Origin of the sequence: Mariniflexile fucanivorans, from assembly GCF_004341235.1 — a bacterium.
GTDB lineage: Bacteria > Bacteroidota > Bacteroidia > Flavobacteriales > Flavobacteriaceae > Mariniflexile > Mariniflexile fucanivorans.
This window is the reverse complement of record NZ_SLUP01000002.1, coordinates 595172-620680: the sequence shown is the minus strand read 5'-3', so window position 1 is coordinate 620680 and position 25509 is coordinate 595172. Positions and strand designations below refer to the sequence as shown.

The 25509-nt window shown below is 31.1% G+C and carries 21 protein-coding genes; all 21 read left to right on the top strand.

What is annotated here, in order from left to right; translation table 11 throughout:
- The first annotated feature begins 65 nt into the window (after nt 1-65).
- The 21 genes from EV196_RS06075 (at nt 66) to EV196_RS05975 (ending at nt 25506) form a co-directional block, all read left to right on the top strand.
- Nucleotides 66-2939, top strand: coding sequence for an alpha-amylase family glycosyl hydrolase (locus tag EV196_RS06075; RefSeq protein ID WP_132216157.1), 2874 nt, complete (start codon nt 66-68; stop codon nt 2937-2939).
- A 384-nt stretch (nt 2940-3323) separates the two neighbouring features.
- Nucleotides 3324-3737, top strand: a complete 414-nt coding sequence (locus tag EV196_RS06070; RefSeq protein ID WP_132216154.1) for a response regulator — start codon at nt 3324-3326, stop codon at nt 3735-3737.
- Nucleotides 3737-4276: a heme NO-binding domain-containing protein gene (locus tag EV196_RS06065; protein ID WP_132216151.1), complete on the top strand. Its 540-nt coding sequence runs from the start codon at nt 3737-3739 to the stop codon at nt 4274-4276. Before EV196_RS06070 ends, EV196_RS06065 begins: the two co-directional genes overlap by 1 nt.
- Entirely contained in the window at nt 4276-6252 is a 1977-nt protein-coding gene (locus EV196_RS06060) for a PAS domain S-box protein (RefSeq protein WP_132216148.1), read from the top strand. Before EV196_RS06065 ends, EV196_RS06060 begins: the two co-directional genes overlap by 1 nt.
- A gap of 4 nt (nt 6253-6256) precedes the next feature.
- A complete protein-coding gene (locus tag EV196_RS06055) occupies nt 6257-7390 on the top strand; it encodes an FIST signal transduction protein (protein WP_132216145.1) in 1134 nt (377 codons plus the stop codon).
- Complete coding sequence (locus EV196_RS06050; protein ID WP_132216143.1) at nt 7390-8439, top strand: sensor histidine kinase; 1050 nt, start codon at nt 7390-7392, stop codon at nt 8437-8439. Before EV196_RS06055 ends, EV196_RS06050 begins: the two co-directional genes overlap by 1 nt.
- A 2-nt stretch (nt 8440-8441) precedes the next feature.
- Complete coding sequence (locus EV196_RS06045) at nt 8442-8759, top strand: Hpt domain-containing protein (protein ID WP_132216140.1); 318 nt, start codon at nt 8442-8444, stop codon at nt 8757-8759.
- A 9-nt stretch (nt 8760-8768) separates the two neighbouring features.
- Nucleotides 8769-9482, top strand: a complete 714-nt coding sequence (locus tag EV196_RS06040; RefSeq protein WP_132216137.1) for a LytR/AlgR family response regulator transcription factor — start codon at nt 8769-8771, stop codon at nt 9480-9482.
- Nucleotides 9483-9747: 265 nt separating this feature from the next.
- Nucleotides 9748-11091 (top strand): UDP-glucose dehydrogenase family protein, encoded by a 1344-nt coding sequence (locus tag EV196_RS06035; RefSeq protein ID WP_132216134.1) that lies wholly within the window; start codon nt 9748-9750, stop codon nt 11089-11091.
- A 542-nt stretch (nt 11092-11633) separates the two neighbouring features.
- On the top strand, nt 11634-12020 hold the full coding sequence (locus EV196_RS06030; RefSeq protein ID WP_132216131.1) for a response regulator: 387 nt from the start codon (nt 11634-11636) through the stop codon (nt 12018-12020).
- A 31-nt stretch (nt 12021-12051) separates the two neighbouring features.
- Entirely contained in the window at nt 12052-13254 is a 1203-nt protein-coding gene (locus tag EV196_RS20280) for a sugar transferase (RefSeq protein WP_132216128.1), read from the top strand.
- A gap of 27 nt (nt 13255-13281) precedes the next feature.
- Nucleotides 13282-14031, top strand: coding sequence for a TolC family protein (locus EV196_RS06020; RefSeq protein WP_132216125.1), 750 nt, complete (start codon nt 13282-13284; stop codon nt 14029-14031).
- A gap of 5 nt (nt 14032-14036) precedes the next feature.
- Nucleotides 14037-16418, top strand: coding sequence for an exopolysaccharide transport family protein (locus tag EV196_RS06015; RefSeq protein ID WP_132216122.1), 2382 nt, complete (start codon nt 14037-14039; stop codon nt 16416-16418).
- A gap of 9 nt (nt 16419-16427) precedes the next feature.
- Complete coding sequence (locus EV196_RS06010; RefSeq protein ID WP_132216119.1) at nt 16428-17804, top strand: lipopolysaccharide biosynthesis protein; 1377 nt, start codon at nt 16428-16430, stop codon at nt 17802-17804.
- An 8-nt stretch (nt 17805-17812) separates the two neighbouring features.
- A complete protein-coding gene (locus EV196_RS06005) occupies nt 17813-19294 on the top strand; it encodes an O-antigen ligase family protein (protein ID WP_132216116.1) in 1482 nt (493 codons plus the stop codon).
- A 51-nt stretch (nt 19295-19345) separates the two neighbouring features.
- A complete protein-coding gene (locus EV196_RS06000; RefSeq protein WP_132216113.1) occupies nt 19346-20284 on the top strand; it encodes a phosphoribosyltransferase family protein in 939 nt (312 codons plus the stop codon).
- 37 nt (nt 20285-20321) lie between these two features.
- Nucleotides 20322-21518, top strand: a complete 1197-nt coding sequence (locus EV196_RS05995; RefSeq protein ID WP_207902821.1) for a glycosyltransferase — start codon at nt 20322-20324, stop codon at nt 21516-21518.
- A 35-nt stretch (nt 21519-21553) separates the two neighbouring features.
- Entirely contained in the window at nt 21554-22723 is a 1170-nt protein-coding gene (locus EV196_RS05990; RefSeq protein WP_132216111.1) for a glycosyltransferase family 4 protein, read from the top strand.
- Nucleotides 22720-23922 carry a glycosyltransferase gene (locus tag EV196_RS05985; protein ID WP_132216108.1) on the top strand — a complete coding sequence of 401 codons (1203 nt, stop codon included), beginning with the start codon at nt 22720-22722 and terminating at the stop codon, nt 23920-23922. The genes EV196_RS05990 and EV196_RS05985 overlap by 4 nt, the downstream gene beginning before the upstream one ends.
- A gap of 1 nt (nt 23923) precedes the next feature.
- A complete protein-coding gene (locus EV196_RS05980; RefSeq protein WP_132216105.1) occupies nt 23924-24547 on the top strand; it encodes an acyltransferase in 624 nt (207 codons plus the stop codon).
- Between the two features lie 20 nt (nt 24548-24567).
- On the top strand, nt 24568-25506 hold the full coding sequence (locus EV196_RS05975) for an acyltransferase family protein (protein WP_132216102.1): 939 nt from the start codon (nt 24568-24570) through the stop codon (nt 25504-25506).
- Nucleotides 25507-25509: the final 3 nt, after the last annotated feature.

Below are 25509 nucleotides of genomic sequence, written 5' to 3'. Positions count from 1 at the left end.
TTTAGATTATATTAAAAAAGGCTGATTTACATCAGCCTTTTTTGTCAAAAAAAAACAAATAGATCATGAAAAAAATTACATTTATAGTATTCTTATTTTTATCGTTATCTGCACTTTCACAAACGGTCACGTATAGCGTTAATCCAACAACTTTTAATGAAACGGATGCGATCACTATTACGTTTAATGGAAATAGCATTAACGAAGCAACTTGGGGAGTAAGTGATAATGCACTTTATTTATGGGCTTGGTCTTATGATTTAAATGATGCTAATTCTCTTGATTGTCCAACTAATGGGGCTTGGGGAAGTTCTAATGAAGCCAATAAGCTAACTTACAATTCTGGCTCAGATACTTATAGCATCACGTTTGTTCCAACAACGTTCTATGCAAGAACTAATATTGGACGCATAGGGTTTTTAATAAAAACGAAAACTGGTAATGGACAAAGTCAAGATATTTATTCTGAAGTTGGTTCATTTCAAGTAAACTTAACCAATCCTGTTGAAAATAGTTCAACGTTATTAGCATCTGGTGGCAGCTTAAACATTACAGCCACAAACACCAATGGGAACGCTAGTTATAACTTAAAGTCCAATGGCGTTAGTATAAATACGAATGCTGCAACTTCCAATTACGCATTTAATCACACAAACATTACTTCCAATCAAAATTATGAATTGGAAATTACTCAAAATGCTACAACCATAGTAAAGAAATTTTCAGTAGTTGTTAATCCAAGCGTTATATATGAAGTACTTCCTACAGGCTTAGTAGAAGGAATCAATTACAATGCTACCGATGCCACTAAAGCCACCTTGGTTATTAATGCACCTTTTAAAGATTATATATATGTAGCAGGAAGTTTCAATAATTGGCAACCAACTTCGGGGTACGCCATGAAAAAAGATCCTTCTAGCAACAAGTTTTGGTTAGAATTAACAGGATTAACATCTGGTAAAATTGAAACCTATCAATATTGGGTGGTAGATCAAACCCCTATTTCCAATTCACCTAGTTTGGTAAAAACGGCCGACCCTTATTCTACGCTTGTTTTATCGCCTTATGATGATCCATATATTCCTAGTGCCACGTATCCTAATTTGCCCACATATCCAATAGGGCAGGAGCGTGAAGTTACTGTGCTTCAAACAGGGCAAACAAATTATTCGTGGCAAGTCACAAATTTTTCAAAACCTAAAAAAGAGGATTTAATTATTTATGAAGTGCTTATTAGAGATTTTGATGCCGATAGAAATTTTCAGGATATAATTGATAAAATAAGTTACTTCAAAAACTTAAACATCAATGCTATTGAATTGATGCCTATTATGGAATTTGAAGGTAATGAAAGTTGGGGTTACAATACATCATTCCACATGGCGCTTGATAAGTTTTATGGAACCTCAGATAAGTTTAAAGAATTGGTAGATGTATGTCACCAAAATGGTATTGCCGTTATTTTAGATGTTGCTTTAAATCATGCTTTTGGAAGAAATCCCATGGTTAGAATGTGGATGAGCGACGCTGATAAAGACGGTTGGGGTAGTCCATCTACCGAAAACCCATATTTCAATACGACTGCAAAACACAGTTATAATGTAGGTGAAGATTTTAATCATCAAAGCACTTATACTCAAAACTATGTAAAACGTGTTGTAAATCATTGGATTTCAGAATATAAAATTGATGGTTTCCGTTGGGATTTAACTAAAGGTTTTACTCAAAACTGTACCTCTACAAATGAAACTTGTACAAATTCATACCAACAAGATCGTGTGGATGTATTAAAAGCGTATGCAGATTATTCTTGGAGTTTAGATGAAACACACTATGTTATTTTTGAGCATTTAGGTCCGGACAATGAAGAGCAACAATGGGCAAATTACAGAATTACCGATGCCATTCCAAAAGGTGTGATGATGTGGAGCGAAATGTGGACACCTTATAAAAACCTAGCGCAAGGACAGTCTGGAAATATTAATTTTGACAGAATGGGGAATACAGCGCACGGTTTTACAGCAAAACGTACTTTAGGATACCCAGAAAGCCATGATAAAGACCGTATTATGTATGAAATGACTCAATTTGGTGTCACTACCAATCCATCACATAATGTGAGGGATTTGAATACGGCGCTATCAAGAATGTCGGCTCTTGGCGCTGTAACCATACCGATTCCAGGACCTAAAATGTTGTGGCATTTCGCCGATTTAGGAATGGAAAATTCTATTTGGACCTGTGATAATGGCGTTGTTAATACAGATTACGATGGTAATAATGATGGAGATTGTAAATTATCTACTAAACCACAACCACAATGGGTAAACAATTGGTTGGGAGATGCTAATAGAAATAAAATTTATAGTGATTGGTCCAGATTAAATGCATTAAAAATTAACGAGCCTGTTTTTGAAGGTAATTATTCTATCAGTTCAGGAACGCAAACACCTAGAATAAGTATTTATACAGGTAATGAAAATACGTCTGATACAAACCTTAAAAATGTGATAATCATCGCTAATTTTTCTGTGACGAGTCAAAATGTAAATCCCAATTTCCCCTATACGGGCACTTGGTACGATTTAATGGATGCTACTGGAAATACAACAATTAATGGTGCTACAACTTCTGTGACCTTGAGTCCTGGAGCATTTAAAATGTATGGAAATCAAAAATCATTAACATTGAGCAACCAATATTTTGAAACTGCTTCAGATTTGGTATTATACCCAAATCCAGCAAAATCATTTTTTCAATTAAATGAATCTGTAAAAACAGTCACCATTTATGATTATACAGGAAAAGAAATTTCAAGGTTTAATGGCAATTTTGAAAAATATCACGAATTTAATATTTCAAATATAAACCAAGGATTCTATGTAGTAAAAATTGAAGGTGTTTTTGGTTATGAAACCAAGCGTTTAATAATTGATTAATTATGAATAACATAAAGCCTTATTTTACTTAATATTATAAAGAGCTATAACAGATAAAAAGCCCATAAGCATAATGTTTATGGGCTTTTGGTTAATTGCTTAAAGATAAAAAGAAGGTGGCCTTCATTTGCTATTATAAAGTAAAAATCAAATTTATGGTTTAGTTCACCTATTGGATTAATTCATAATATTTGATGTTAATTGGTTAGTTTTTGTGTTAAAATATTAATAACTTTCGCAAAAGAATTTGTGTTCATTAAGTATATAATGCCATTCGTCTATACTTTTCTACCATTCATCGATACTTAATGCCTTACTAGCGAAATGAAAAAGTAATTTTGAGTAATTAAAATTATATTTGGAAATGACTTAAATTTCTAAATAATGACAAATATTCTTAAGATACTACTTATTGAAGATGATATGATTGAAATAATGAAACTAAACAGAACAGTTTCGTCACTTAAACTCAATCATAAAATTATTGAAGCAAACAATGGAGAAGATGCTTTAAAAATTTTAGAAAAAAAAGAAGACTTACCTGACATTATTTTATTAGATTTAAACATGCCAAAAATAAATGGCATTGAATTTTTAAGTATCCTTAAAAAAGATGAGGTTTTAAAATATATACCTACTATTATTTTAACAACATCTAGTAATCAAAAAGATTTATTAGAATGTTATAAAATTGGCATAGCGGGTTATGTATTGAAACCACTTAAATATGAAGAGTATGTTTCTAAAATTGAAAAACTTTTAGCATACTGGAGCATAAATGAACTAAAAAAAATATAATGAAAGGTATTGTTTTTACTGAGTTTTTAGATTTAGTTGAAGCTAAATTTGGTTTGGAAATGGTTGATAAAATTATCAATCAATCAAATCTAGAATCAAATGGTGCTTATACGGCAGTAGGAACGTATGAATTTTCAGAAATGCTTCAATTGCTTCAACACTTAAGTGAAAATACAGGAATTTCAATAGATGATTTATTATTAGTTTACGCCGAACATTTTTTTAGTGTTTTAAAAAAAAGCTATCCAGGGCTATTTGTAACTTATACAGACCCTATAGAAATGCTGTCTTCCATAGAGAATCATATTCATGTTGAGGTTAGAAAAATTTATCCAGACGCAGAATTGCCAACCTTTGAAGTAGTTGAGAAAAGTAAAAATTCAATAACTTTAATTTATAAATCAAGTAGGGCGATGCATCATTTCGGACTTGGTTTAATGAATAAAACCTTTGAACACTTTAATGCTACCGCAACTATTCTACTTGAAAAACTAAAAAAAGACGGAACAGAAGTTAAGTTTATAATTACCAAAAATTAATGAGTCAAGAAAAAATTGACATATTGCAACGGGCACTTGACCGCGAAAAAGCGGCTAGAAAGCAGGCAGAATCCATTCTAGAGCAAAAAGCGGCTCAATTATACGAAACAAATCAAAGGCTTGAAAAATCGTATTCAGAACTCGAAATGCTGCTTACCAAAAAAGACTCTCAATTACAAGGCGTTTTTGAAAATATAGTTGACGCCTATTTAATTATGGATTTATTTGGTAATATTTTAAAAATGAACGATGCTGCGTTAAGATTGTTTGGTTTTGAAAACGATAAGGTAGATTTTAACCTAATGAAAATGGTTAGCCCTAATGATTATGAAAGAGTGGCAAATTCTTTTAAGGAATTATTAAATGATGGGGTATTAACCAATTTTGAAATAAAAATCACAACCAATGATAATATTGAAAAACTAATTCATATAAATGCCAGTATTATCTACGATAATGGAATTGCTGTAGCAGCACAGGGCATTATAAGAGATATTACCAAAAATAAAGAAGCGGAAGAAAAGCTAATAGAGTCTGAAAATAGATTAGCTACCTTAATTCTTAATCTAGATAGTGGTGTGGTTCTTGAAGACGAAAATCGAAAAATTATACTTACGAATAAAAAATTTACCGAGCTTTTTAATATTGATGCGTCTCCAACAGAATTGATTGGAATGGATTGTAAAGAGGCCTCAGAGCAAAACAGCGTTTTATTTAAAAACCCAGATGCTTTTTTATCTAGAATGAGGGAAATAGAGCATAAAAAGCAAACGGTTCTAGCCGATGAACTAGAAATGATTGATGGAAAAGTTTTAGAAAGAAACTATATGCCAATTGTTATAGATCAACAATCTAAAGGGTTTTTATGGACGTTTAAAGATATTACAACCAACATATCTTATGAAAGAACTTTAAAAGCCGAAAAACAGAAATATTATAATATTATTTCTAACATAAATTTAGGACTTTTAGAACTAGATCTTGACGACAAAATTTTGATGGTAAATAAAAGTTTTGCTGCCATGACGGGTTATTCTGAAAAAGAACTTATTGGTGTAAAGGGTAAAGAATTGCTACCTATTAATGATGATAGGGAACTTATGGCGGAGCAAGCTAAAAATCGTAAAAAAGGCAGAACAGATTCGTATGAATTAAGAATAAATAATAAAAAAGGAGAATTAAGACATTGGCTTATTAGTGGCGCGCCAAATTATGATTTGGAAGGAAAAATTATTGGCTCCATTGGTGTAAATTTAGATATTACAGAATTTAAAAACCTTGAAATTCAAAAAGAAAGTCTTTTAAAGGAATTAGAAAAAAGCAATAACGATTTACAAGAATATGCCCATATTGTGTCGCACGATTTAAAATCACCTTTACGCAGTATTAATGCCTTATTTAGTTGGCTTAAAGAAGATAATGCGAGCAAATTGGATGGCGTAAGCATTCAAACTATTGATTTGATTGAAAAGACTTTAGAAAAAATGGATCAATTAATAACCGATATTTTAGATTATTCTAGTGTAGGTTCAGATGATGGCGAAAAAATTGAAATTCATACAAACGATTTACTTATTGATTTAGTTAAAGTATTATATATACCAGAGCATATTTCCGTAGAAATTGCTAGTACACTACCTATCATTTTTGGCCATAAAACAAAGTTGCAGCAGTTGTTCCAAAATTTGATAAGCAATTCTGTTAAGTTTATCGATAAAGAAAAAGGCATCATAAATATTGCGGCAGAAGATCAAGGTGAATATTATCAATTCTCAGTGCATGATAACGGTATGGGAATAGAAAAGCAGTTCCACGATAAAATATTTAAAGTATTTCATTCACTTAAAAAAAGTAAAGATTCATCGGGTATTGGCTTATCCATAGTTCAAAAAATAGTTGAATTACATCAAGGAAAAATTTGGCTAGAAAGTGAGCCAGGTATAGGAACAACATTTTTTTTCACCTTAAAAAAATAGATGGATGAACACGGTACAATTAATAAAATTTAAAGATAAAGATTGGAAGTATTTAACTCCTGAAAAAAAATTAAATGCTCCCTTAGTTTTGGTTTTTGGAGATCGATTTTTTTTAGAAGATGTAAACATCTATAAAGATATAAAAAAAATATTTCCTAAAGGACATATTGTATTTGCTTCAACAGGAGGAAACGTAATAGGTAATTCCGTAGAGAACAATTGCATCTCTATTACAGCAATTGAATTTGAGCGTAGTACATTCAAAGTAGAAAAAATAAATCTTTCTGATACAAATTTAGATAGCTTTAAAGCAGGATCTAATCTAGTTAAGAAATTAAAAGGAAAGGATTTAAAATATATTTTAGTTTTATCAAACGGTAGTTTTGTTAATGGTAGTGAGTTGGCAAATGGAATGAATGATACTGTTGATAGTAATGTGTTAATTACAGGAGGTTTAAGCGCAGATGATAACAGGTTTGAAAGAACATTAGTTTCATACAACGAAAACCCTAAAGATGGAGAAATAGTTGCTATAGGATTTTATGGTGATTCTTTTGAGGTGACATCATCTGTAGATGGCGGATGGACAGCATTTGGTCCAGAACGTATTGTAACAAAATCTAAATCAAATTTTTTGTATGAGCTAGATAACAAACCAGCTTTAGATTTGTACAAACGCTATTTAGGCGATAAATCATCAGAATTGCCAGGAGTGGCTTTATATTATCCACTCCAAATTAAATCTGAAAAAGAAGAACAATCCAAAATAAGAACCATCTTAAATATTAATGATGAGTACAATGCTATGATACTTGCAGGTGATATACCTCTAAATTCAAAAGCACAACTCATGATGACCAATGTAGATAGTTTAGTAAGAGCATCAGAAACAGCAACCAAACAAGCTTTAGATCAAATGGTTAGTAAACCACAACTTGCTTTATTAGTAAGTTGTATAGGCAGAAAACTTATATTAGACCAACGCACTATAGAAGAAGTTGAAGAAGCTAAAAAAGTTTTGCCAAACGGAATTACCATGTGTGGATTTTATTCATATGGAGAAATTGCACCATATCATGAAGAAAATATGTGTCAGTTACATAATCAAACCATGGCAGTAACCCTAATAAGTGAATAATGAACTCATTATTAAAACATCAAATTAGTAAATATTTGAGCAATGGAACAAACTCAGAGAAAGATTTGATGGCATTTATTGATGCCGTTAATAGAGCTTACGATAATTTTGATGAACAATATAAAATGCAACAGAGAGCAATCTCTGTTAATTCAGATGAGTTATCTGAATCTAATGAAAAATTAAGGCAAGAAACACTTGTACAAAGAAACCTAATAGACAAATTAAATAAATTAATAGAAAGTATAAGAGTTCAAGATGAATCTGGAAGTAAAAAAATAAGTCCAAAAGATTTAGATGGTGTTAAATTATCAGAATTTATTGATAAACAAACAGAAGAACTCATCGAGATGAATAAGCAAAGAGAACAGCTTATGATTGAATTGGAAACGCAAAACGAAGAATTGAGCGATTATGCCTATTTAGTATCTCACGACTTAAAATCACCACTACGAACTATAGATGCCTTATCTGCTTGGTTAAAAGAAGACGCTGCAGGAAACCAAAAAGGCAATGTGTCTGAAAGTTTAAATTTAATAAGAGGTAATGTTGAAAAAATGGATAATTTAATTAGTGGCATTTTAAATTATTCAACAATCAATAAAAACCAAACTACAACATACGATTTAGATTTAAATGAAATTATTAATGACATATTAATTTCTGTTAAAATACCCGAGCACATCAAAGTTAATCTCCCTTCCAGTCTGCCAATAATAAAGGGCGATAAATTTAGGGTTAAACAATTGTTTCAAAACTTAATAGATAATGCAATTAAATACAATAATAAAGAACAGGGTTTACTAGAAATTGGATTTTTAGAACAACCAACTCATTGGAAATTTTATGTAAAAGATAATGGTATAGGTATTGAAAAAGCTTATTTTGATAAAATATTCAAACCATTTCAAAAACTAGAAAACAACTCCAATGCTACAGGGATAGGATTGTCTATTGCAAAAAAAATTGTATCAGCCTTTGAAGGAAAAATTTGGTTAGAATCTGAAATTGGAAAAGGAACTGTATTTTATTTTACAATAAAAAAATAACGATGGAAAAACCAAACTTAAATTATATAAAACAATTCTCTAATGGTGAAAAATCATTTGAAGATAAACTGCTATCAATTATTAAATTAGAGTTCCCAGCAGAAAAAGAAGTATACTACCAAAATTTAAAATCGAACAATTTTAAACTAGCTTCAGAAAATGTGCACAAACTTAAACATAAAATTAGTATTTTAGGGCTTGAAAAAAGTTATGCTGTTGCAGTTGTATTTGAAAATAATTTATTGGAAGGTAATACAGACCTTAGTGAAGAATTCGAATCTATATTAAATAACATAACTAATTATTTATCTACAGTATAATTAGTATATATGAATTGTATTATTATTGATGATGAGGCTACAGCCAGAGCTATAATTTTTCAATTGTGTTCAACTATAAAAGGACTTCAAGTTCTTGAAGAATTTCCCAATGCAATTCAGGCTATAAAATTTTTAAACCAAAACGATGTCGATTTAATCTTCTTAGACATTCACATGCCAGATTTTAATGGTTTCGATTTTATTCAAACTTTAAAAAATCCTCCAAAAATTATTCTAATAACTTCAGATTCTAAGTTAGCCATTGAAGCCTATGAGTACGATTGTATTATAGATTATTTAGTGAAACCCATTTCATTGCCACGTTTTGAAAAAGCAATTCAAAAAGCTGAAAAAATAGATATTAAAAATGTTCCAGACACTATTACAGATGATAAAGATGTTTCTGCATCAGGAAATGATTTGTATATAAATATTGATAGAAGATTAATAAAAATTGATATTCCAAGTATCTGTTTGGTGGAGGCCAAAGGCGATTATATTTTAGTTAAAACCGAAGAAAAAAATTACACAGTTCATTCTACACTAAAAAAAATTGAAGATAAATTACCAGAGAGTCTATTTTTAAAAGTGCATCGTTCCTATATAATCAATATTAAAAAAATTATTGATATTAAAGATAATAGTGTGCTTGTTAAAAAAGATATAGTTCCGGTAAGTCGCTCAAATAGACCTGAATTAATGAAGCGTCTTAATTTATTATAGTAAAACTAAACTTCTAAAAATCTATTATTTCAAAAGATTGTAATTAAATTCTTTAATAATTTCAAAAAAATATACATATTAACTGATTTTTTTTGTATTACATCGATATTATAGAAAAAAAATGTTACATTTGAAAAATAAATTCTTTTAAAAAATTGGCTTGACAAAACATGATAAATCTTAACCAATTTGGAATTAGTTGTTTAAAATCAGTTAGTTTTTTTTAAAAATTTAGATGCAAATTAACCCCTAAAATCTATAAAGAATGAAAATCGTAATTGTTGGAAGTGGATATGTAGGCCTAGTTACGGGCGCATGTTTTTCCGAAGTGGGTATTAATGTCACCTGTGTTGATATTGATAAGAAGAAAATTGATAACCTTAACAATGGAATTATTCCTATCTATGAGCCTGGTTTAGAAAATATGATTACCAGGAATATGGATAAAGGTCGATTAAGTTTTACAACCAATATTAAGGAAGCTTTAAAAGATGCCGAAGTATTGTTTATTTCTGTAGGAACACCGCCAGATGAAGATGGTAGTGCAGACCTTAAATACGTTGTTGCCGTGGCAAGAGATTGTGGTAAGCACATGAACGATTATATGCTTATTGTAACTAAAAGTACGGTGCCTGTAGGAACATCAAAAAAAGTGAAGCAGGCGGTTCAAGAAGAATTAGACAAACGAAATGCTAATATAGAATTTGATGTAGCTTCAAATCCTGAATTTTTAAAGGAAGGAGCTGCTATTAACGACTTTTTAAAACCAGATAGAATTGTTGTAGGGCTAGATAGCCAAAGAGCCGAAGATTTAATGAAAAGTTTATACAAACCTTTCACATTAAACGGGCACCCCGTTATTTTTATGGATATTGTTTCTGCTGAAATGACAAAATATGCAGCTAATGCTATGTTGGCTACAAAAATTAGTTTTATAAACGACATCGCAAACTTATGCGAAATTGTTGGAGCCGATATTAACAAAGTAAGAAAGGGCATAGGATCTGATTCTAGAATTGGTACCAAATTTATATACCCAGGAATTGGTTATGGTGGTTCATGCTTTCCTAAAGATGTTCAAGCTTTAATAAGAACAGCTAGCGAAAATAATTACGATTTAAAGGTGCTTCAAGCTGTTGAGGCAGTTAACAAACTACAAAAATTAGTGTTATTCAACAAAATCAATAATTATTTTGATGGCGATTTAAAAGGCAAAACCATTGGTGTTTGGGGGCTTTCATTTAAACCTCAAACAGATGATATGCGTGAAGCTCCGTCCTTAAGTATTATTAACAACTTACTGGAAGCTGGCGCCGTTGTTAAGGCTTACGATCCTGTTGCAATCCCTGAGGCTAAACACCATTTTGGAGATACTATATCTTATTTTGAAGATCAATATGAAGCTTTAATTGATGCAGATTGTTTGGCTATACTTACAGAATGGCCAGAGTTTAAAATCCCGAGCTTTAAAATCATGACTAAATTATTAAATAAACCAACCATTTTTGATGGTCGAAATATTTATGATAGAGAAGAAATGAAAAAAGAAGGTTTTGAATATTACTGTATAGGAGTTAATACCAACGAAAATAAAGGAGTGCTTGTATAAAGCTTATTTTATTTAGGGCAGTAAGAAAACTTTAATACTTACTGCAATGGTTTTGTTGGTTCTTATTTAAACGAACATTTTTTAACGAAAATATGTCCATGGCTTAATTAAAGGCATTACAAAACTTATGGCTTTAAGAGACGGATTTATAACCATGTTATTATTTGGAACCCTAACGAGTATACAATTCTTAAATAGCCCTAAATAGTAAAGAGGTTACAGGTTTTAAATCAAAAAACTAGATACAAACTTTTACCGTTAGATATATTTTAAATAATGATAATCAGGTGTTTATCTTAATAATAATGAACTAAACAGGTAATCTAAGGTACATATTGATAAAGAATAATTAAAAATCAAATAGAAGATAATGAATACAAAAGCTTCAGATAATTGAAGCTGTTACAATGTAAATTGCTAGAGTATATTTAATAAAAAATTATTCTGTTTTTCTCTCACATTTTCAGAATAACCATGGGTTTATTGTCTTATAAAGCAATATTCCCTATAAAATATTTTTGTAATATCTAAAAATTAAAAAAATGAAGAAAAAAATATTAGTTGTAGATGACGAAATAAGTATTTGTCTTTTACTAGAGAATTTCCTTTCCAAAAACTATGAGGTTGTTTCAATTCACGACGCCTTAGAAGCCTTAAAATGGCTTGAAGATAATATTCCCGATTTAATTATTAGTGATATCCAAATGTCTAATATGGACGGGTTTGAGTTTTTAACCAAACTACGCCAAAGAGGTTTTACCAAACACACACCTTTTATTATGCTATCTGGTCATTCAGAAAGTAAAGAGCGCATTAAGTGCTATAGGCTTGGTGCACAAGACTATCTTACAAAACCATTTAACCCCGAAGAACTTGATGAATTGGTAAAGAAAAACCTAAACCCCATTCACTATGCCATTGAATGGTAATTATTCAAAATACACCTAATAAAAGTTAATTATGAGCCCAAATCTTAACATCTTATATATTGGTAGTACAGAAGATTACTTTAACATAGAAGAGGATAAAAAAAATTGGTCAATCACACCAATTCAAAATAGTGCTAAAGCAACCAATTATTTAAAATCGAACCCAAAGCCCGATGCTATTATATGCGATTATAATTTACCGGGTAATAATGGCATATTTTTTTATGATTGGTTAAGAACACATCATGAATTTGATGTGATTCCGTTTGTATTGTTATCTAAAGAATTTAATGTAGAAGTTTATAAGCAAGCCTTCAAAAAACATATTGACGATTTTTATGTAGCTTCTGTAACAAATGCAAAAGATATTATAAGTAGAATAGAATTTCTTTGTAACTATAAATTACCAACAAGTACTAAAAAAGAACCAGTATTAAATGAAGAAGTTTATAAAATGCCTATATCAAAACGTTTTTTTGATATAGCCGTTGCATCTTCAGTACTTCTAGTCGCATCTCCTTTTTTATTGCTTATCATTCTTGCCATCCGTTTAGAATCTAAAGGAAAAGTGTATTACATATCTAAACGTGTAGGAAGAAAAACGTTCGATTTTTACAAGTTAAGATCCATGCGTACGGGATCGGATGAACTTCTAAAAAAATTAGCTTTAGAAAAAAATCAGTACAAAAAAGAGGAAACAAAAACTCAAGATAATCCGTTAGGTATTCCTTGTCCAAGATGTAGTAAGTTGCCAGAAGGTGAAACTTGCTCGCCATTAATGTACATAGATACGCACCAAATATGCGATTATTGGTTTAATGTTCAAAAAATAGAAGCTGCGAAAAACAATTCAACATTTGTAAAAATTGTGGATGATCCAAGAGTTACCAAAGTTGGGAAATTTATAAGAAACACAAGTATTGATGAATTACCGCAGTTAATAAATGTGATTAAAGGCGATATGTCCATTGTTGGCAACAGACCGTTGCCAGTGTATGAGGCCGAAATGCTTACAGCCGATGCCTTATCAAAACGTTTTTTAGCACCTCCAGGAATCACAGGTTTATGGCAAGTGGAGCTACGAGGTAAAGGCGGAAAAATGTCTGAAGAAGAAAGAATGCGACTAGATAGTGAATATGCAGAGCATTTTAAAGGAGATAATTTCTCGTTTTGGTACGATATTAAACTCATTTTAAGAACCATTCCGGCGCTTCTTCAAAAAGGTTCTGTTTAATTTTAAAGTTTATATGCCCCAAAAAGTATGACTAAATTTTTTAAAATAATATCAATTATTAGTTTCATTGTTGTGTTTTTTAACAATGCTCAAGCGCAAACAGAAGAACTCAATTCTGGTAGATTGAATGGTGATGAATTTAACTTTCCGCCACTTAAAACTGTTATAGATTCTGTGTTGAAACGTAGTGGCATGCTTAACTTTAGAAAGCATCATATAGGGGTTATGGAATCTACCCTAAAATCTGAACGCATCTATTGGACTAAAAATTTTGGAATACAAGCGGAATCAAAATATGGAAACATTAATAGTTTTTCGACCGATAGTGACGGTGCCATTAGCTCTTCTGCTTTAGTAACAACTGAACAGCTTAACTACAGTGTTGGACTTTATTTAAAGTTTCCGGTATTTGATTATTTGAATAGAAAACACCAAGTTAAACTAGCTAGATTGGAACTTGATGAGGCTAGGAGTATGGCAGATTTTCAAGAAGAGGAAATAAGACAAACGGTTATAAGAATGTATCAGGATTTACTTTTAAAACAAAAAATACTTCGAATAAAATCGAAAAGCCTAGGTGATGGTAGAGTGAATATGGAAATGGTTGAAAAAGAATTTAGAAACGGTGTTGTAGCAATTTCAGAGTATGTTAGGATAACTGGAATGGCTTCTAATATGGAGGCAGATTATGAATTGGCTAAATCTGAATTTATTACCGCCAAACAACTGTTAGAAGACTTAGCTGGATTTGTGTTTGATTTAAACCATTCAAATTAAAGGAAATGACAATAATTGATTTTGTAAGACTTGTTTTAAAGCATTTGATGCTATTAATAATGGTGCCAATTTTATTGGCGTCCATGGTTATACTACTTACAATGAATCCTTCATTTGAGTATTCTTCCCAAACTATTTTATATACTGGGCTAGCTACGGGTTCATCCATTGAAATGGATAAAACTTTTAACTATCAAGCAACAAATACTGCCTTTGATAATTTAATTAATATTATTCTTTCAAGAGAGACTCAAGAGGAAGTGGCCATTAGGTTATTAGCACAACATTTAATGTTGAAAGAGGCAAACCCTAAATACATTTCGAAACCTTACTTTGATGAATTTAAAAAGAAAATTCCGAAAGATTTATATAATTATGTAGAAACTGGTAACAGTGCAGATGTTGCTCCTGTAGAATTAAATGATTATGAAAACACATTATTTCCTAAAGAAATAAATAGAAATGACTACGAGAAAACTGTACAAAATTTAACTGCTTTAATGAAAAGTAGTAGCGATAATTTTGTTTATGAATTACTTAATTATGACGATGATAAACATTATTCCCTAAAAGCTATTTCAAAAATAAATGCGATTAGAATTTCAAGTAGCGATTTAATAAAATTAACATATACATCGAATGATCCCGGTATTTGCCAGCAAACACTTGCTATTTACAACCGAGTTTGCATAAATAATTATAAATATGTAAAAGAAAACCGATCGGACGCTGTTGTTAAATATTTTCAAGGTGAACTGGAAAAAGCTAGAGAAAATTTAAAAGAAGCAGAAGACAAACTTCTTGAATTTAATAAAAGCTCCAATATTATAAATTACTACGAACAAAGTAAGGCCGTCGCCGTTGTAAAAGAAGATATGGAGGTTAATTTTAAGAAAAAAAAGGCTGACTTAGCAGGTCTTGAAGCTGCAACAAAACGATTAGAAGAAAAATTAAAAATACAAGATATAATTCAAGAAAAGAGTAACAATATTCTTGATAAAAAGAAGGAATTAGGCGATTTAAATTTTAAAATAGCATTAACGCAAGCAGAAATAGAATCAAACAATAACGAAGCGTCTTTTTCTAAAATAGCAGAATTAAAAAATCGATCAGAAAGTCTAAATAAAGACATAAAAATAGGTGTTGATGAATTGTACACTTATCAAAATACAATAGATGGAATGCCAGTTTCTAAAGTGCTTCCAGATTGGATGAATAATGTAATTGAATCTGAAAATCTAAAAGCTACAATTGAAATAATGGGTGGTCAAAATAATGATTTTCAAGAAAAATATGCAAAATATGCTCCAGCTGGAGCCACAATAAAAAGGATTGAGAGAGAAATTTCGGTATCAGAACAAGGGTATTTAGAAATTCTACATGGACTAAATTTAGCGAAGCTTAAATTACAAGACAATGAAATGTCATCAAATTTAAAAGCTATTGATATGCCTTTTTATCCGTTATCTCCAAACCCAACAAAACGTAGCATATTAATAATTGCAGCAGCATTTTTAGGAGGTATTTTAACATTGGCTATTATTTTTGTAATGGAGTATTTTGATGATACCTTAAGAAATTCTACCAGAGCCAGTAAAAAAATAGGATTACCATCTTTAGGTATGATACCTAAAATGATATTAGACCCAGGAAGTATCAATTTACCTTTCATCCAAAATAGATTAATTGAGATAATTACTCAAAATATTCTGCTGTTTTTTGGTAATCAGGTTTCAGAAAAAAAGGTTAAGACCATTGTGGTATTTAGTACTCAAAAAATGGAAGGTAAATCAGTAATAGCTGGAAATATTGCCAAAACATTAAAACAAGAAGGTAAAAATTTATTGCTACTTAATTATGATGGTGTACAAGAACCATTAAAACAGCAAGCTAAACTACCAATTATAAATAAAATTTTAGGGTATTCAGATCCGCGAATAGATTTTAATAATCCTTTTTTAGCACATGCATCCACATATTTAGATAGCACAGAATATGCTAATTATAAGTTAGACAATACGTTTTATAATGCTAAAAGCTATTCTGATATTATTCATAAAAACAATATTTCATTAAGTAATGAGCCAGATTTTGTAATTATAGAATTACCTGCTTTAATTTATCACAATTACCCTACTGAGTTAATTACCCAATCAGATTTAGGAATTCTTGTATGCCGCTCTAACAGAGTTTGGTCTGAATCTGATAAGACTGCCATGAGTAATTTATTAAATACTTCGGCTTCTAAAATCAACATTGTTGTGAATGGAGTTAATATAAATGAAATTGAATCTGTTTTAGGTGAGCTACCAAAAAAGCGCACCAAATTCAGAAAAAAAATAAAAGCAATGTTCAGGTTTCAATTTTTATCTAAAAACCAAATATAAAAGCAATCAATGAAAACGTTTAAAAAAATAATACGCGAAGATAATTTCCTGTCCTTAACAGGCAATGTCGTTATTGCTATTTTAGGCATTGGTGGTTTTGCTTTTTTAGCTAGAAGTTTATCTTTAAACGTTTTTGGTGAATGGGTATTATTTATAACAGGAGGTTCTTTTGTTGAAATGTTTCGCTTTGGTATTACCAATACGGGTTTAATTCGGTTTCTATCGGGCGCAGATGAAGATTCCAGAACAAAACTAATAGGATCTAACGCTTTAATAGGTTTAGGTGCTACTGTTGTAATAGCCATTATTTTAGTGTGTTGCAACACTTTTTTTAATGATGCTATTAGTAATTCTGGTTATCATTTATTCTTTAAATGGTATCCATTATTGGCGTTTTTAAATCTTCCTTGGAACAATGCGCTTGTAGTTTTACAGGCAGATAGAAAATACGGAAAAATATTAATTGTAAAATCCATTAACAGCGGCCTGTTTTTTTTAGTGGTTTTAATTAATTTCCTTTTTATGGAATTAACTTTAAATCAGTTGGTTATTGCTTTAATTGTTATAAATGCGTTTACATCGTTAATAACTATAGTTTTAGGATGGGACGGTACAAAACACATCACCAAAGCAAGTGCAGTAACCAATAAAACACTACTGGATTTTGGGAAATATACCACTTTTACACTTATAGGTACTAATTTATTAAGAAGTGCAGATACTTTAATTATTAGTTTAAGCCCTTTAGGAAATGCTGCTGTGGCACTTTACAGTATTCCTTTAAAACTTACCGAATTACAACAAATCCCATTGCGAAGTTTTGTTGCTACGGCATTTCCAAAAATGTCTAAAGCAAGTGTTCAAGGAAAAATTAGTGAGGTTAGAGACTTATTTTACACTTATTCTGGAGCACTTACTTATTTATTTGTAGCGATGAGTTTATTCACTTTTGTTTTTGCTGAATTTTTAGTGTTGATTCTGTCTGGTGAACAATATTTAAAAGTAGATCCCATTACAGGTTTTAACGCTGTTGATATTGTTCGAGTATTTTCTATTTACGGTCTTTTATTACCAATTGATAGAATGACGGGTATTGGGCTTGATAGTATAAATAAACCAAATATTAACGCCGTAAAAGTGTTTGTTATGGTTGCTGCCAATATTATAGGCGATATTATAGCCATTTTTATATTCAAATCTTTAATTCTTGTAGCCGTTGCATCTATACTGTTCACATTAATTGGCATATGGATGGGCATGTACTTTTTAAATAAAGAATTAACCTTGTCTTACAAAGAAATTTTTTCTAGCGGAATAAATTTCTATTCGAACATTATTAATAAAGTAACTAACAAGCGTTTTACTGAATCTTATAAAAATCAATAAAAAACCAATTGAATACAAACGATAATAATATAAACCCTTTTGATAAGATATCTGGTTCTGCAGGCATTGCAAAGCCTAAGGCTATTATATTATTGCTTATAGGATTAGTAGTTATCGCATTAATGCTTAAAAAATTAGAAGTGGCAGGAGCAGGTATATTGTTTGCACTTTTATTTGGGGCAGTCTATTTATATCTTTTATTCAAAAACCCCGTTATTGGCTTTTATACTGCAATTGGTCTTAATTTTGTACTACTTGGTATGGCACGCTATATTCAAGGTTTACCACTAGGCTTTGGTATAGATGGTATTATGGTTATAACTTTTTTAGCGATCATTTTTTCTAGATTTAAAGAAAGGGTCGATTGGTCTCCAGCTAATAAGGATATAACAATTTTAGCAGGTATTTGGTTGGGATATTGCATATTTCAAATCGTAAATCCTGAAGCAAGAATGATAGAACCATGGATTGCCGGTAGAGGTATAGGTTTTTATTTTTTCTTCTTTATCATTCTTACGTTTATGCTTATCAATACGAACCAAAAATTAGATACATTTCTATATGTTTGGGGCGTGTTCTCTATACTTGCAACATTGAAAGGAACGGTGCAGATGATTTTTGGAGTTGATTATGCAGAACAAGCTTGGTTGGATAATGGTGGGGCAGAAACACATATATTATTTGGTAAACTCAGGGTGTTTTCATTTTTTAGTGATGCAGGACAATTTGGTGGAAATCAAGGATATGCAGGAGTTGTGTTTTTTATATACTCTATGGCAAAAAAAGGGTTTACTAAAATTTTCTTTCTTACCGTTAGTATATTGGGTATTTATGGAATGATGATATCGGGCACCAGAGGATCTATAGCTGTACCATTAGCAGGTTTTATGACATTTTTTATTCTAAGAAAAAATGTTAGAGTACTTAGCACAGGTGTTATATTTCTTGCCTTAATTTTTATATTTTTTAAGTTCACGTTGATTGCTAATGGGAATGATCAAATAAGAAGAATGCGAAGCGCTTTTGACCCCAATGAACCCTCCTTAATGGTTAGAAAAGCCAACCAACAAATACTTAAAGGATATCTTGCCTCTAGACCTTTTGGAGGTGGTATTGGACATGCAGGAGATAAGGCACAGCGTTTTTTACCCAATGCATTTCTATCTAATGTTGCTACAGATAGTTGGTACGTTTTAATATGGGCAGAATTAGGAATTATTGGTTTAACATTTCATTTATTTATTTTGTTTTATGTTATAGGGAAAGCATCTTATAAAGTGATGTTTAAAATTCGAGATCCTATAACAAAATTTAAAATGAGTGCCCTAATTTCAGGAATGGCAGGAGTTATGTTGGCTTCATATGGTAATGCCATATTAGGCGGTATGCCTACAGCCTTATTAATATATGCATCTATGGCAATTATGTCGAATCCAGAAATTTTTGAAAACCCCAATATAGAAGAAACGCCAGAATTAATTAAGGCATAAAAAGTATAGTGAACAAATAGTTATAACCCCAAAACCTTAAACCTTAACACTATGAATTACAGAAATATAAAAGATTTAAACAATGTCATACTTCAAAGATTAAGTATCATTCCTCGTGATTTCGATCTCATAGTTGGTGTTCCACGAAGTGGAATGCTTCCTGCGAATTTATTGGCATTATACCTTAATAAGCCTTATACCGATATTCACTCATTTTTAAACGGACACATATACAAATCGGGTGCTAGGAGTCAGTTTTTTGATTCAGGTGAACATAAAAAAGTACTAGTTGTTGACGATAGTATTGCTTCGGGTTCTGCTATGATAGAAGTAAAAGAAAGTTTAAAACACCTTGAAGATAAGTTCGATATTAAATATTGTGCCATTTATGTTATTCCTGGTAAAGAAAAAATGGTTGATTATTATTTTGAAAATGTACCATTACCACGCTATTTTCAATGGAACATCCTTAACCATACCACGCTTGAAAAAGCATGTTTTGATATTGATGGTGTTTTATGTGCAGACCCATTGCCAGAACAAAATGATGATGGCGAAAAGTACATCGATTTCATTTTAAATGCACCACCATTATTTATTCCTGGAAGTAAAATAGGCACTATTGTAACGTCTCGTTTAGAAAAGTATCGTAAAGAAACCGAAACTTGGTTAGCGGCCAATAATATTAAATATAACGATTTGGTTATGCTCGATTTGCCCAATATGGAAGCAAGACAGCGTGCTAATAATCATGGCGACCATAAAGCGAAAGCTTACATGGCTAAACCGTATGTATTGTTTATTGAAAGTGAATTAAATCAAGCTATTGAAATTAACAGACTATCAAAAAAACCAGTTTTGTGTACTGCAAATTTTGAAATGATTTTTGAATCGGAATCCTTCATGTACAATCTAAAAAGCGGTAAACATTTACCTTTTTTAAGAAAATATGGATTAAAGATAAGAGACAAAATAAGAAAGTTAAAATAAGAATTATAACGAAGCCCAACCCCAAATCCTTTTAATCATGCTACTATTTAACATCCTACAAATTGTAATACTAAGCCTTTTAGGTTTAGCAACTTTATACATTTTAATATTTTCAATAGCGAGTCTTTTTTACAAACAAAAAAAGTATTCAGATAATGGAAATATAAAAAAAATGGCGGTGCTTATTCCTGGCTATAAGGAAGATGAGGTTATTGTAGAAGTAGCAAATGCAGCTTTAAAGCAAGAGTATCCTTCAAATTTATATGATGTTGTTATTATAGCAGATTCATTTAAACAAGAAACCTTAAATACTTTAAAAGCATTACCAATAAAATTAATTGAGGTAAGTTTTGAAAAAAGCACCAAATCAAAGGCTTTAAACAAAGCAATGGCTGCACTTGAAAATGCGTATGATATTGCGGTGGTTTTAGATGCAGATAATGTGATGGCTCCCGATTTTTTAAAGAAAATTAATGCTGCTTTCGAGCATGATTTTATTGCGGTACAAGGGCATCGTACTGCAAAAAACACAAACAATTCTTGGGCAATTCTTGATGCGATTAGTGAAGAAATAAATAATAATATATTTAGAAAAGGGCATCGTGTTTTGGGGCTTTCATCTGCTATTATAGGTTCAGGAATGGCTTTTAGATATAATTATTTTAAAACCCTTATGGCAACCGTTACAGCTGTTGGTGGTTTTGATAAAGAAATTGAGTTAAAAATGCTTAAAGAAGGTCGTAAAATAGTGTATCTAGATGATGCTATTGTTTACGATGAAAAAATTCAAAAATCTGAAGTATTTGGTAATCAACGTCGTAGATGGTTGTCTGCACAAATTCATTATTTCAAAAAAGACATTTTAAACGCTTTTAAACATTTAGTACTTAAAGGCAATGTAGATTATTTTGATAAAGCCATCCAATTTATTCAACCACCCAGAATATTATTATTAGGTGCTGTTATACTATTTAGTGTTGGTTTTGTGGTAGCAAACTACTTTATAAATAATGAAGTTTCATACTCAAATTACTGGATTAGTTTATTGATAGCTTGTGTGTTGTCTTTTGTTTTTTCGGTTCCAAAATCATTTTACAATTTAAAAACCTTAAATGCGCTGGCTAATTTGCCTAAAGGTATGTTTATGATGCTGTTGTCTTTATTAAAAATTAAAGGTGCGAATAAAACATTTATACATACGCAACATACATCAAGCACTAAAAACACGCACTAAAAATTTTAAGCAACTGCTATTTTAAATATATAATTATGAAAATAGGTATAGAAGGACAACGACTTTTTAGGAAAAAAAAGCATGGAATGGATATGGTTGCATTGGAGCTTATTAAAAATCTTCAGCTTATAGATCATAAAAATGAGTACTTTATTTTTGTGAAACCAGATGAAGACTCTTCTGTTCTTAAAGAAACTTCAAACTTTAAAATTATTCAGCTAGAAGGTGGTCCATACCCAACTTGGGAGCAGATAGCATTACCAAAAGCGGCAAAAAAATATGGTTGCGATGTTTTGCATTGCACTAGTAATACGGCACCATTTTTTACGAATATTCCGTTAATTACCATTCTTCACGATATTATTTATATGGAAAGTAGTTATTCAAAAATACTTACAAGTAGCGCGAGTACCTATCAAAAATTCGGAAATATATATAGAAAATTAGTCGTGCCACGTGTTGTGAAAAACAGCAAAAAGGTAATTACAGTTTCCCATTTTGAAAAAAACAGAATTGGTGAGTTTTTTGGTATTGATAACAACAATAAACTAGATGCTATTTATAATGGCGTAAGCGAGCATTTTAAACCAATAGCCAATAAAGAAGAGCTTAAAAGAGTTAAGGATCAATATCATTTACCCGATAATTTTTTCTTTTTCTTAGGAAATACAGATCCAAAAAAGAATACAAAAGGAACTTTAAAAGCATTTTCAGATTTTTTAAAACAATCAAAATCGAATCATAAATTGGTGATGCTCGATTACGATAAAACCGAGTTAAATAAGCTTTTAGTAGAAATTGAAGATACAAATCTTATTAACCATATTGTTTTAACAGGCTATGTTGTAAATACCGATTTGCCAGCTATTTACTCGCAATGCGATGTGTTTTTATACCCATCGTTAAGAGAAAGTTTTGGTATTCCAATGCTGGAAGCTATGGCTTGTGGCGTTCCGGTTATTACATCAAACACATCATCAATGCCAGAAGTTGCTGGTGAAGCTGCACATATAATCGACCCTTTTAATCCAAATGAAATAACAAAAGCAATCATTAAAATATTAAATGATGATGTTTATAGAATTTCACTTTGTGAAAAAGGTTTAGAGCGAAGTAAACAGTTTTCTTGGAAACAAATGGCAACCGATTATTTAAAGCTTTATGAATTAATTGAAGCCGAACATTCTAAAAAAATAAAAGCATGATACAAGGTAGAGACATTATAGTTGTAGGTATACAGGCGTGGGATATAGAAATTGGCAGTAACTGTAAAAACATTGCTTTAGAGTTTTCTAAAAACAATCGTGTTTTGTATGTGAATCCGCCCATGGTTAGGTCGGTTATGCGAAAACAAAAACATAAAGAAACCATTCAAAAAAGAATCCGAATTAAAAATGGTGAAGAAGATAATTTAGTTGAAATAAGTAAAAATCTTTGGAATTTATACCCAAAAAACATGGTGGAGTCCATTAACTGGATGCCAATTCACGCTATTTTCAAACTTTTAAATAAAAAAAATGCCAACGTATTTGCAAAGGATATAAAAGCAGGCGCAGATAGGTTGAATTTCAATAACATTATTATTTTTAACGACAGTTCTATGTTTTTAGGACTTCATTTAAAAGCACTTTTACAGCCAAAAACCTATGCGTATTATATGCGCGATTATCTTGTAAAAGTACCGTATTGGCAAAAACATGGTGAGCGTATAGAGCCTCAAGTTGTAAAAAATGCCGATGTGGTTTTAACTAATTCTGAGTTTTTTGAAGCGTTTTGTCGTCAATACAATCCCAATAGCTATATGGTTGGTCAAGGTTGCGATGTGTCTCATTTTAGTGACGAAAATAATGCCATTCCTATTCCAGCAGAATTTAAAAATATTCCACATCCAGTTATTGGTTATGTAGGTTCTTTAACAAGTTTAAGATTGGATATCGGTTTGTTAGAATTTATGGCGAAAGAAAGAAAAGATTGGAGTATAGTTTTAGTTGGGCCTGAAGATGAAGATTTTAAAAACTCATATTTACACAAGTTGTCCAATGTTTATTTTCTTGGAAGCAAGAACAGTCAGGATCTTCCAAATTATGTAAAAGGTTTTGATGTGGCTATGAATCCGCAGTTAACCAACAATTTAACCATAGGGAATTATCCTCGAAAAATTGATGAGTATTTAGCGATGGGAAAACCAATTATCGCTACTAAAACCAAAGCTATGGATATGTTTAAGGAGCATGTTTATTTGGGTTCAACAAAAGAAGATTACATCAGTTTAACTGAAAAGGCCTTAGCAGAAAATAGCAATGAACTTTCAGAAAAACGAGCCAATTTCGCAAAAAGCCATACTTGGGAAAATAATGTGAATGCCATTTACAAAGCCATTGAAAAAGTAACTAACAAAGTATGATATGGGATTAAAAGAAAAAATAAAATCGAATGAAGGTTTAAAAAAACTGGTTCATTGGTCTATTCTAATTCCAAAACAAACCAGACCAAGATTATGGATAAAATGGTTTGTAAACCCATTTTATCATAAAAAAGGTAAAGGTGCTATTGTAAGATTCCGTACAAGAATGGATGTAGTGCCATGGAATAAATTTGAATTAGGAATAGATTCTACCATCGAAGATTTTTCAGCTATAAACAATGGTGTTGGCCCCGTTATAATTGGAGATAGAACTAAAATTGGTTTAAGTAATACCATTATTGGACCTGTAACTATTGGAAATGATATTCGTTTGGCGCAAAACATTACCCTTTCAGGATTAAATCATAATTACGAAGATGTATCTCGCCCTATCCATGTGCAAGGTGTTTCTACATCTGCTATAACTATTGAAGATGGAACTTGGATTGGTGCAAACGTTGTTGTTTTGGCAGGTGTAACCATTGGTAAAAATTGTGTAATAGCCGCAGGAAGTGTGGTAACCAAAGATATACCATCCTATTCGGTTGCTGTTGGTAATCCTGCACGCGTTTTAAAACAATATAACCCCGATACCAAGGTTTGGGAAAAGGTAAATAAAGTATAATATTTTAACGTGTTCGAATTATGAAAAAAGATCAAACTGTAGAAACACTTCGAGGCGCTGTCATTTTGTTGGTGGTTATAGGTCATGTTATTGGTTCTGGTTCAGATGGAGGCATGAAAGTTAGTGACGATTCATTTTTTCGATATTTCTACGACACCTTTATAGACCCAATACAAATGCCACTTTTCACGATTCTAGCAGGTTGGGTTTACAGTTTAAGGCCTCCCGTTTACGGTAGTGTTAAAAAATTTATTTCAAAAAAAGTATCACGTCTTCTTATCCCAATGTTAGTAGTTGGTGCTTGTTATTTTTTACTCCAATATTTTACACCAGGAACAAATAATAAAGGAGAATTAACTGCTATTTGGAAGTTAGTGTTTTTTCCATACACCTTATTCTGGTACTTGTATTCATTGTTTATAGTGTTCATAATTGTAGCTTTAATTGATGCGTTTAATAAGATGAATTCAATAACAAATTGGATATTAATTTTTTGTATTTCTGTACTAGCATTATTATTAAGAGATGTGTTTATTCCTTTTGAAGTGCCAAATTACTTGAGCTATAAAGGCACACTTTACCTATTGCCTTCTTTTATTTTAGGCGTAGGTTTAAACAGATTTAAAGAAGTCTTCCAAAGTAAAAAAGTGTTATATGCTTCCATTATTTTATTAGTTGGTTGTGTTATTATTCAGCAGTTATCTTGGTTTAAGGTGATTGATTATGTGGTGCATAAAGATAATATCGTTGGGCTAACTATTGGTTTTACGGCAACTATGGTGTTGCTAAGTTCAAAAATTGAAATAAACTGGTTAGTATGGGTTGGTGGTTTTGCATATTCAATTTATTTATTCCATGCATTTGGAACAGCAGGCGGAAGGATTTTACCTCAAAAATTACATAGCGTTAATATTCGCAATGTCACTAACAGCAGGTATTTTGCTACCCATTTTAGCTGAAAA

What these genes read in the sequence shown, in the direction of transcription:
- EV196_RS06075 (WP_132216157.1), top strand. Translation starts at nt 66, where the DNA reads ATGAAAAAAATTACATTTATAGTATTCTTATTTTTATCGTTATCTGCA.
- EV196_RS06070 (WP_132216154.1), top strand. Translation starts at nt 3,324, where the DNA reads ATGACAAATATTCTTAAGATACTACTTATTGAAGATGATATGATTGAA.
- EV196_RS06065 (WP_132216151.1), top strand. Translation starts at nt 3,737, where the DNA reads ATGAAAGGTATTGTTTTTACTGAGTTTTTAGATTTAGTTGAAGCTAAA.
- EV196_RS06060 (WP_132216148.1), top strand. Translation starts at nt 4,276, where the DNA reads ATGAGTCAAGAAAAAATTGACATATTGCAACGGGCACTTGACCGCGAA.
- EV196_RS06055 (WP_132216145.1), top strand. Translation starts at nt 6,257, where the DNA reads ATGAACACGGTACAATTAATAAAATTTAAAGATAAAGATTGGAAGTAT.
- EV196_RS06050 (WP_132216143.1), top strand. Translation starts at nt 7,390, where the DNA reads ATGAACTCATTATTAAAACATCAAATTAGTAAATATTTGAGCAATGGA.
- EV196_RS06045 (WP_132216140.1), top strand. Translation starts at nt 8,442, where the DNA reads ATGGAAAAACCAAACTTAAATTATATAAAACAATTCTCTAATGGTGAA.
- EV196_RS06040 (WP_132216137.1), top strand. Translation starts at nt 8,769, where the DNA reads ATGAATTGTATTATTATTGATGATGAGGCTACAGCCAGAGCTATAATT.
- EV196_RS06035 (WP_132216134.1), top strand. Translation starts at nt 9,748, where the DNA reads ATGAAAATCGTAATTGTTGGAAGTGGATATGTAGGCCTAGTTACGGGC.
- EV196_RS06030 (WP_132216131.1), top strand. Translation starts at nt 11,634, where the DNA reads ATGAAGAAAAAAATATTAGTTGTAGATGACGAAATAAGTATTTGTCTT.
- EV196_RS20280 (WP_132216128.1), top strand. Translation starts at nt 12,052, where the DNA reads ATGAGCCCAAATCTTAACATCTTATATATTGGTAGTACAGAAGATTAC.
- EV196_RS06020 (WP_132216125.1), top strand. Translation starts at nt 13,282, where the DNA reads ATGACTAAATTTTTTAAAATAATATCAATTATTAGTTTCATTGTTGTG.
- EV196_RS06015 (WP_132216122.1), top strand. Translation starts at nt 14,037, where the DNA reads ATGACAATAATTGATTTTGTAAGACTTGTTTTAAAGCATTTGATGCTA.
- EV196_RS06010 (WP_132216119.1), top strand. Translation starts at nt 16,428, where the DNA reads ATGAAAACGTTTAAAAAAATAATACGCGAAGATAATTTCCTGTCCTTA.
- EV196_RS06000 (WP_132216113.1), top strand. Translation starts at nt 19,346, where the DNA reads ATGAATTACAGAAATATAAAAGATTTAAACAATGTCATACTTCAAAGA.
- EV196_RS05995 (WP_207902821.1), top strand. Translation starts at nt 20,322, where the DNA reads ATGCTACTATTTAACATCCTACAAATTGTAATACTAAGCCTTTTAGGT.
- EV196_RS05990 (WP_132216111.1), top strand. Translation starts at nt 21,554, where the DNA reads ATGAAAATAGGTATAGAAGGACAACGACTTTTTAGGAAAAAAAAGCAT.
- EV196_RS05985 (WP_132216108.1), top strand. Translation starts at nt 22,720, where the DNA reads ATGATACAAGGTAGAGACATTATAGTTGTAGGTATACAGGCGTGGGAT.
- EV196_RS05980 (WP_132216105.1), top strand. Translation starts at nt 23,924, where the DNA reads ATGGGATTAAAAGAAAAAATAAAATCGAATGAAGGTTTAAAAAAACTG.
- EV196_RS05975 (WP_132216102.1), top strand. Translation starts at nt 24,568, where the DNA reads ATGAAAAAAGATCAAACTGTAGAAACACTTCGAGGCGCTGTCATTTTG.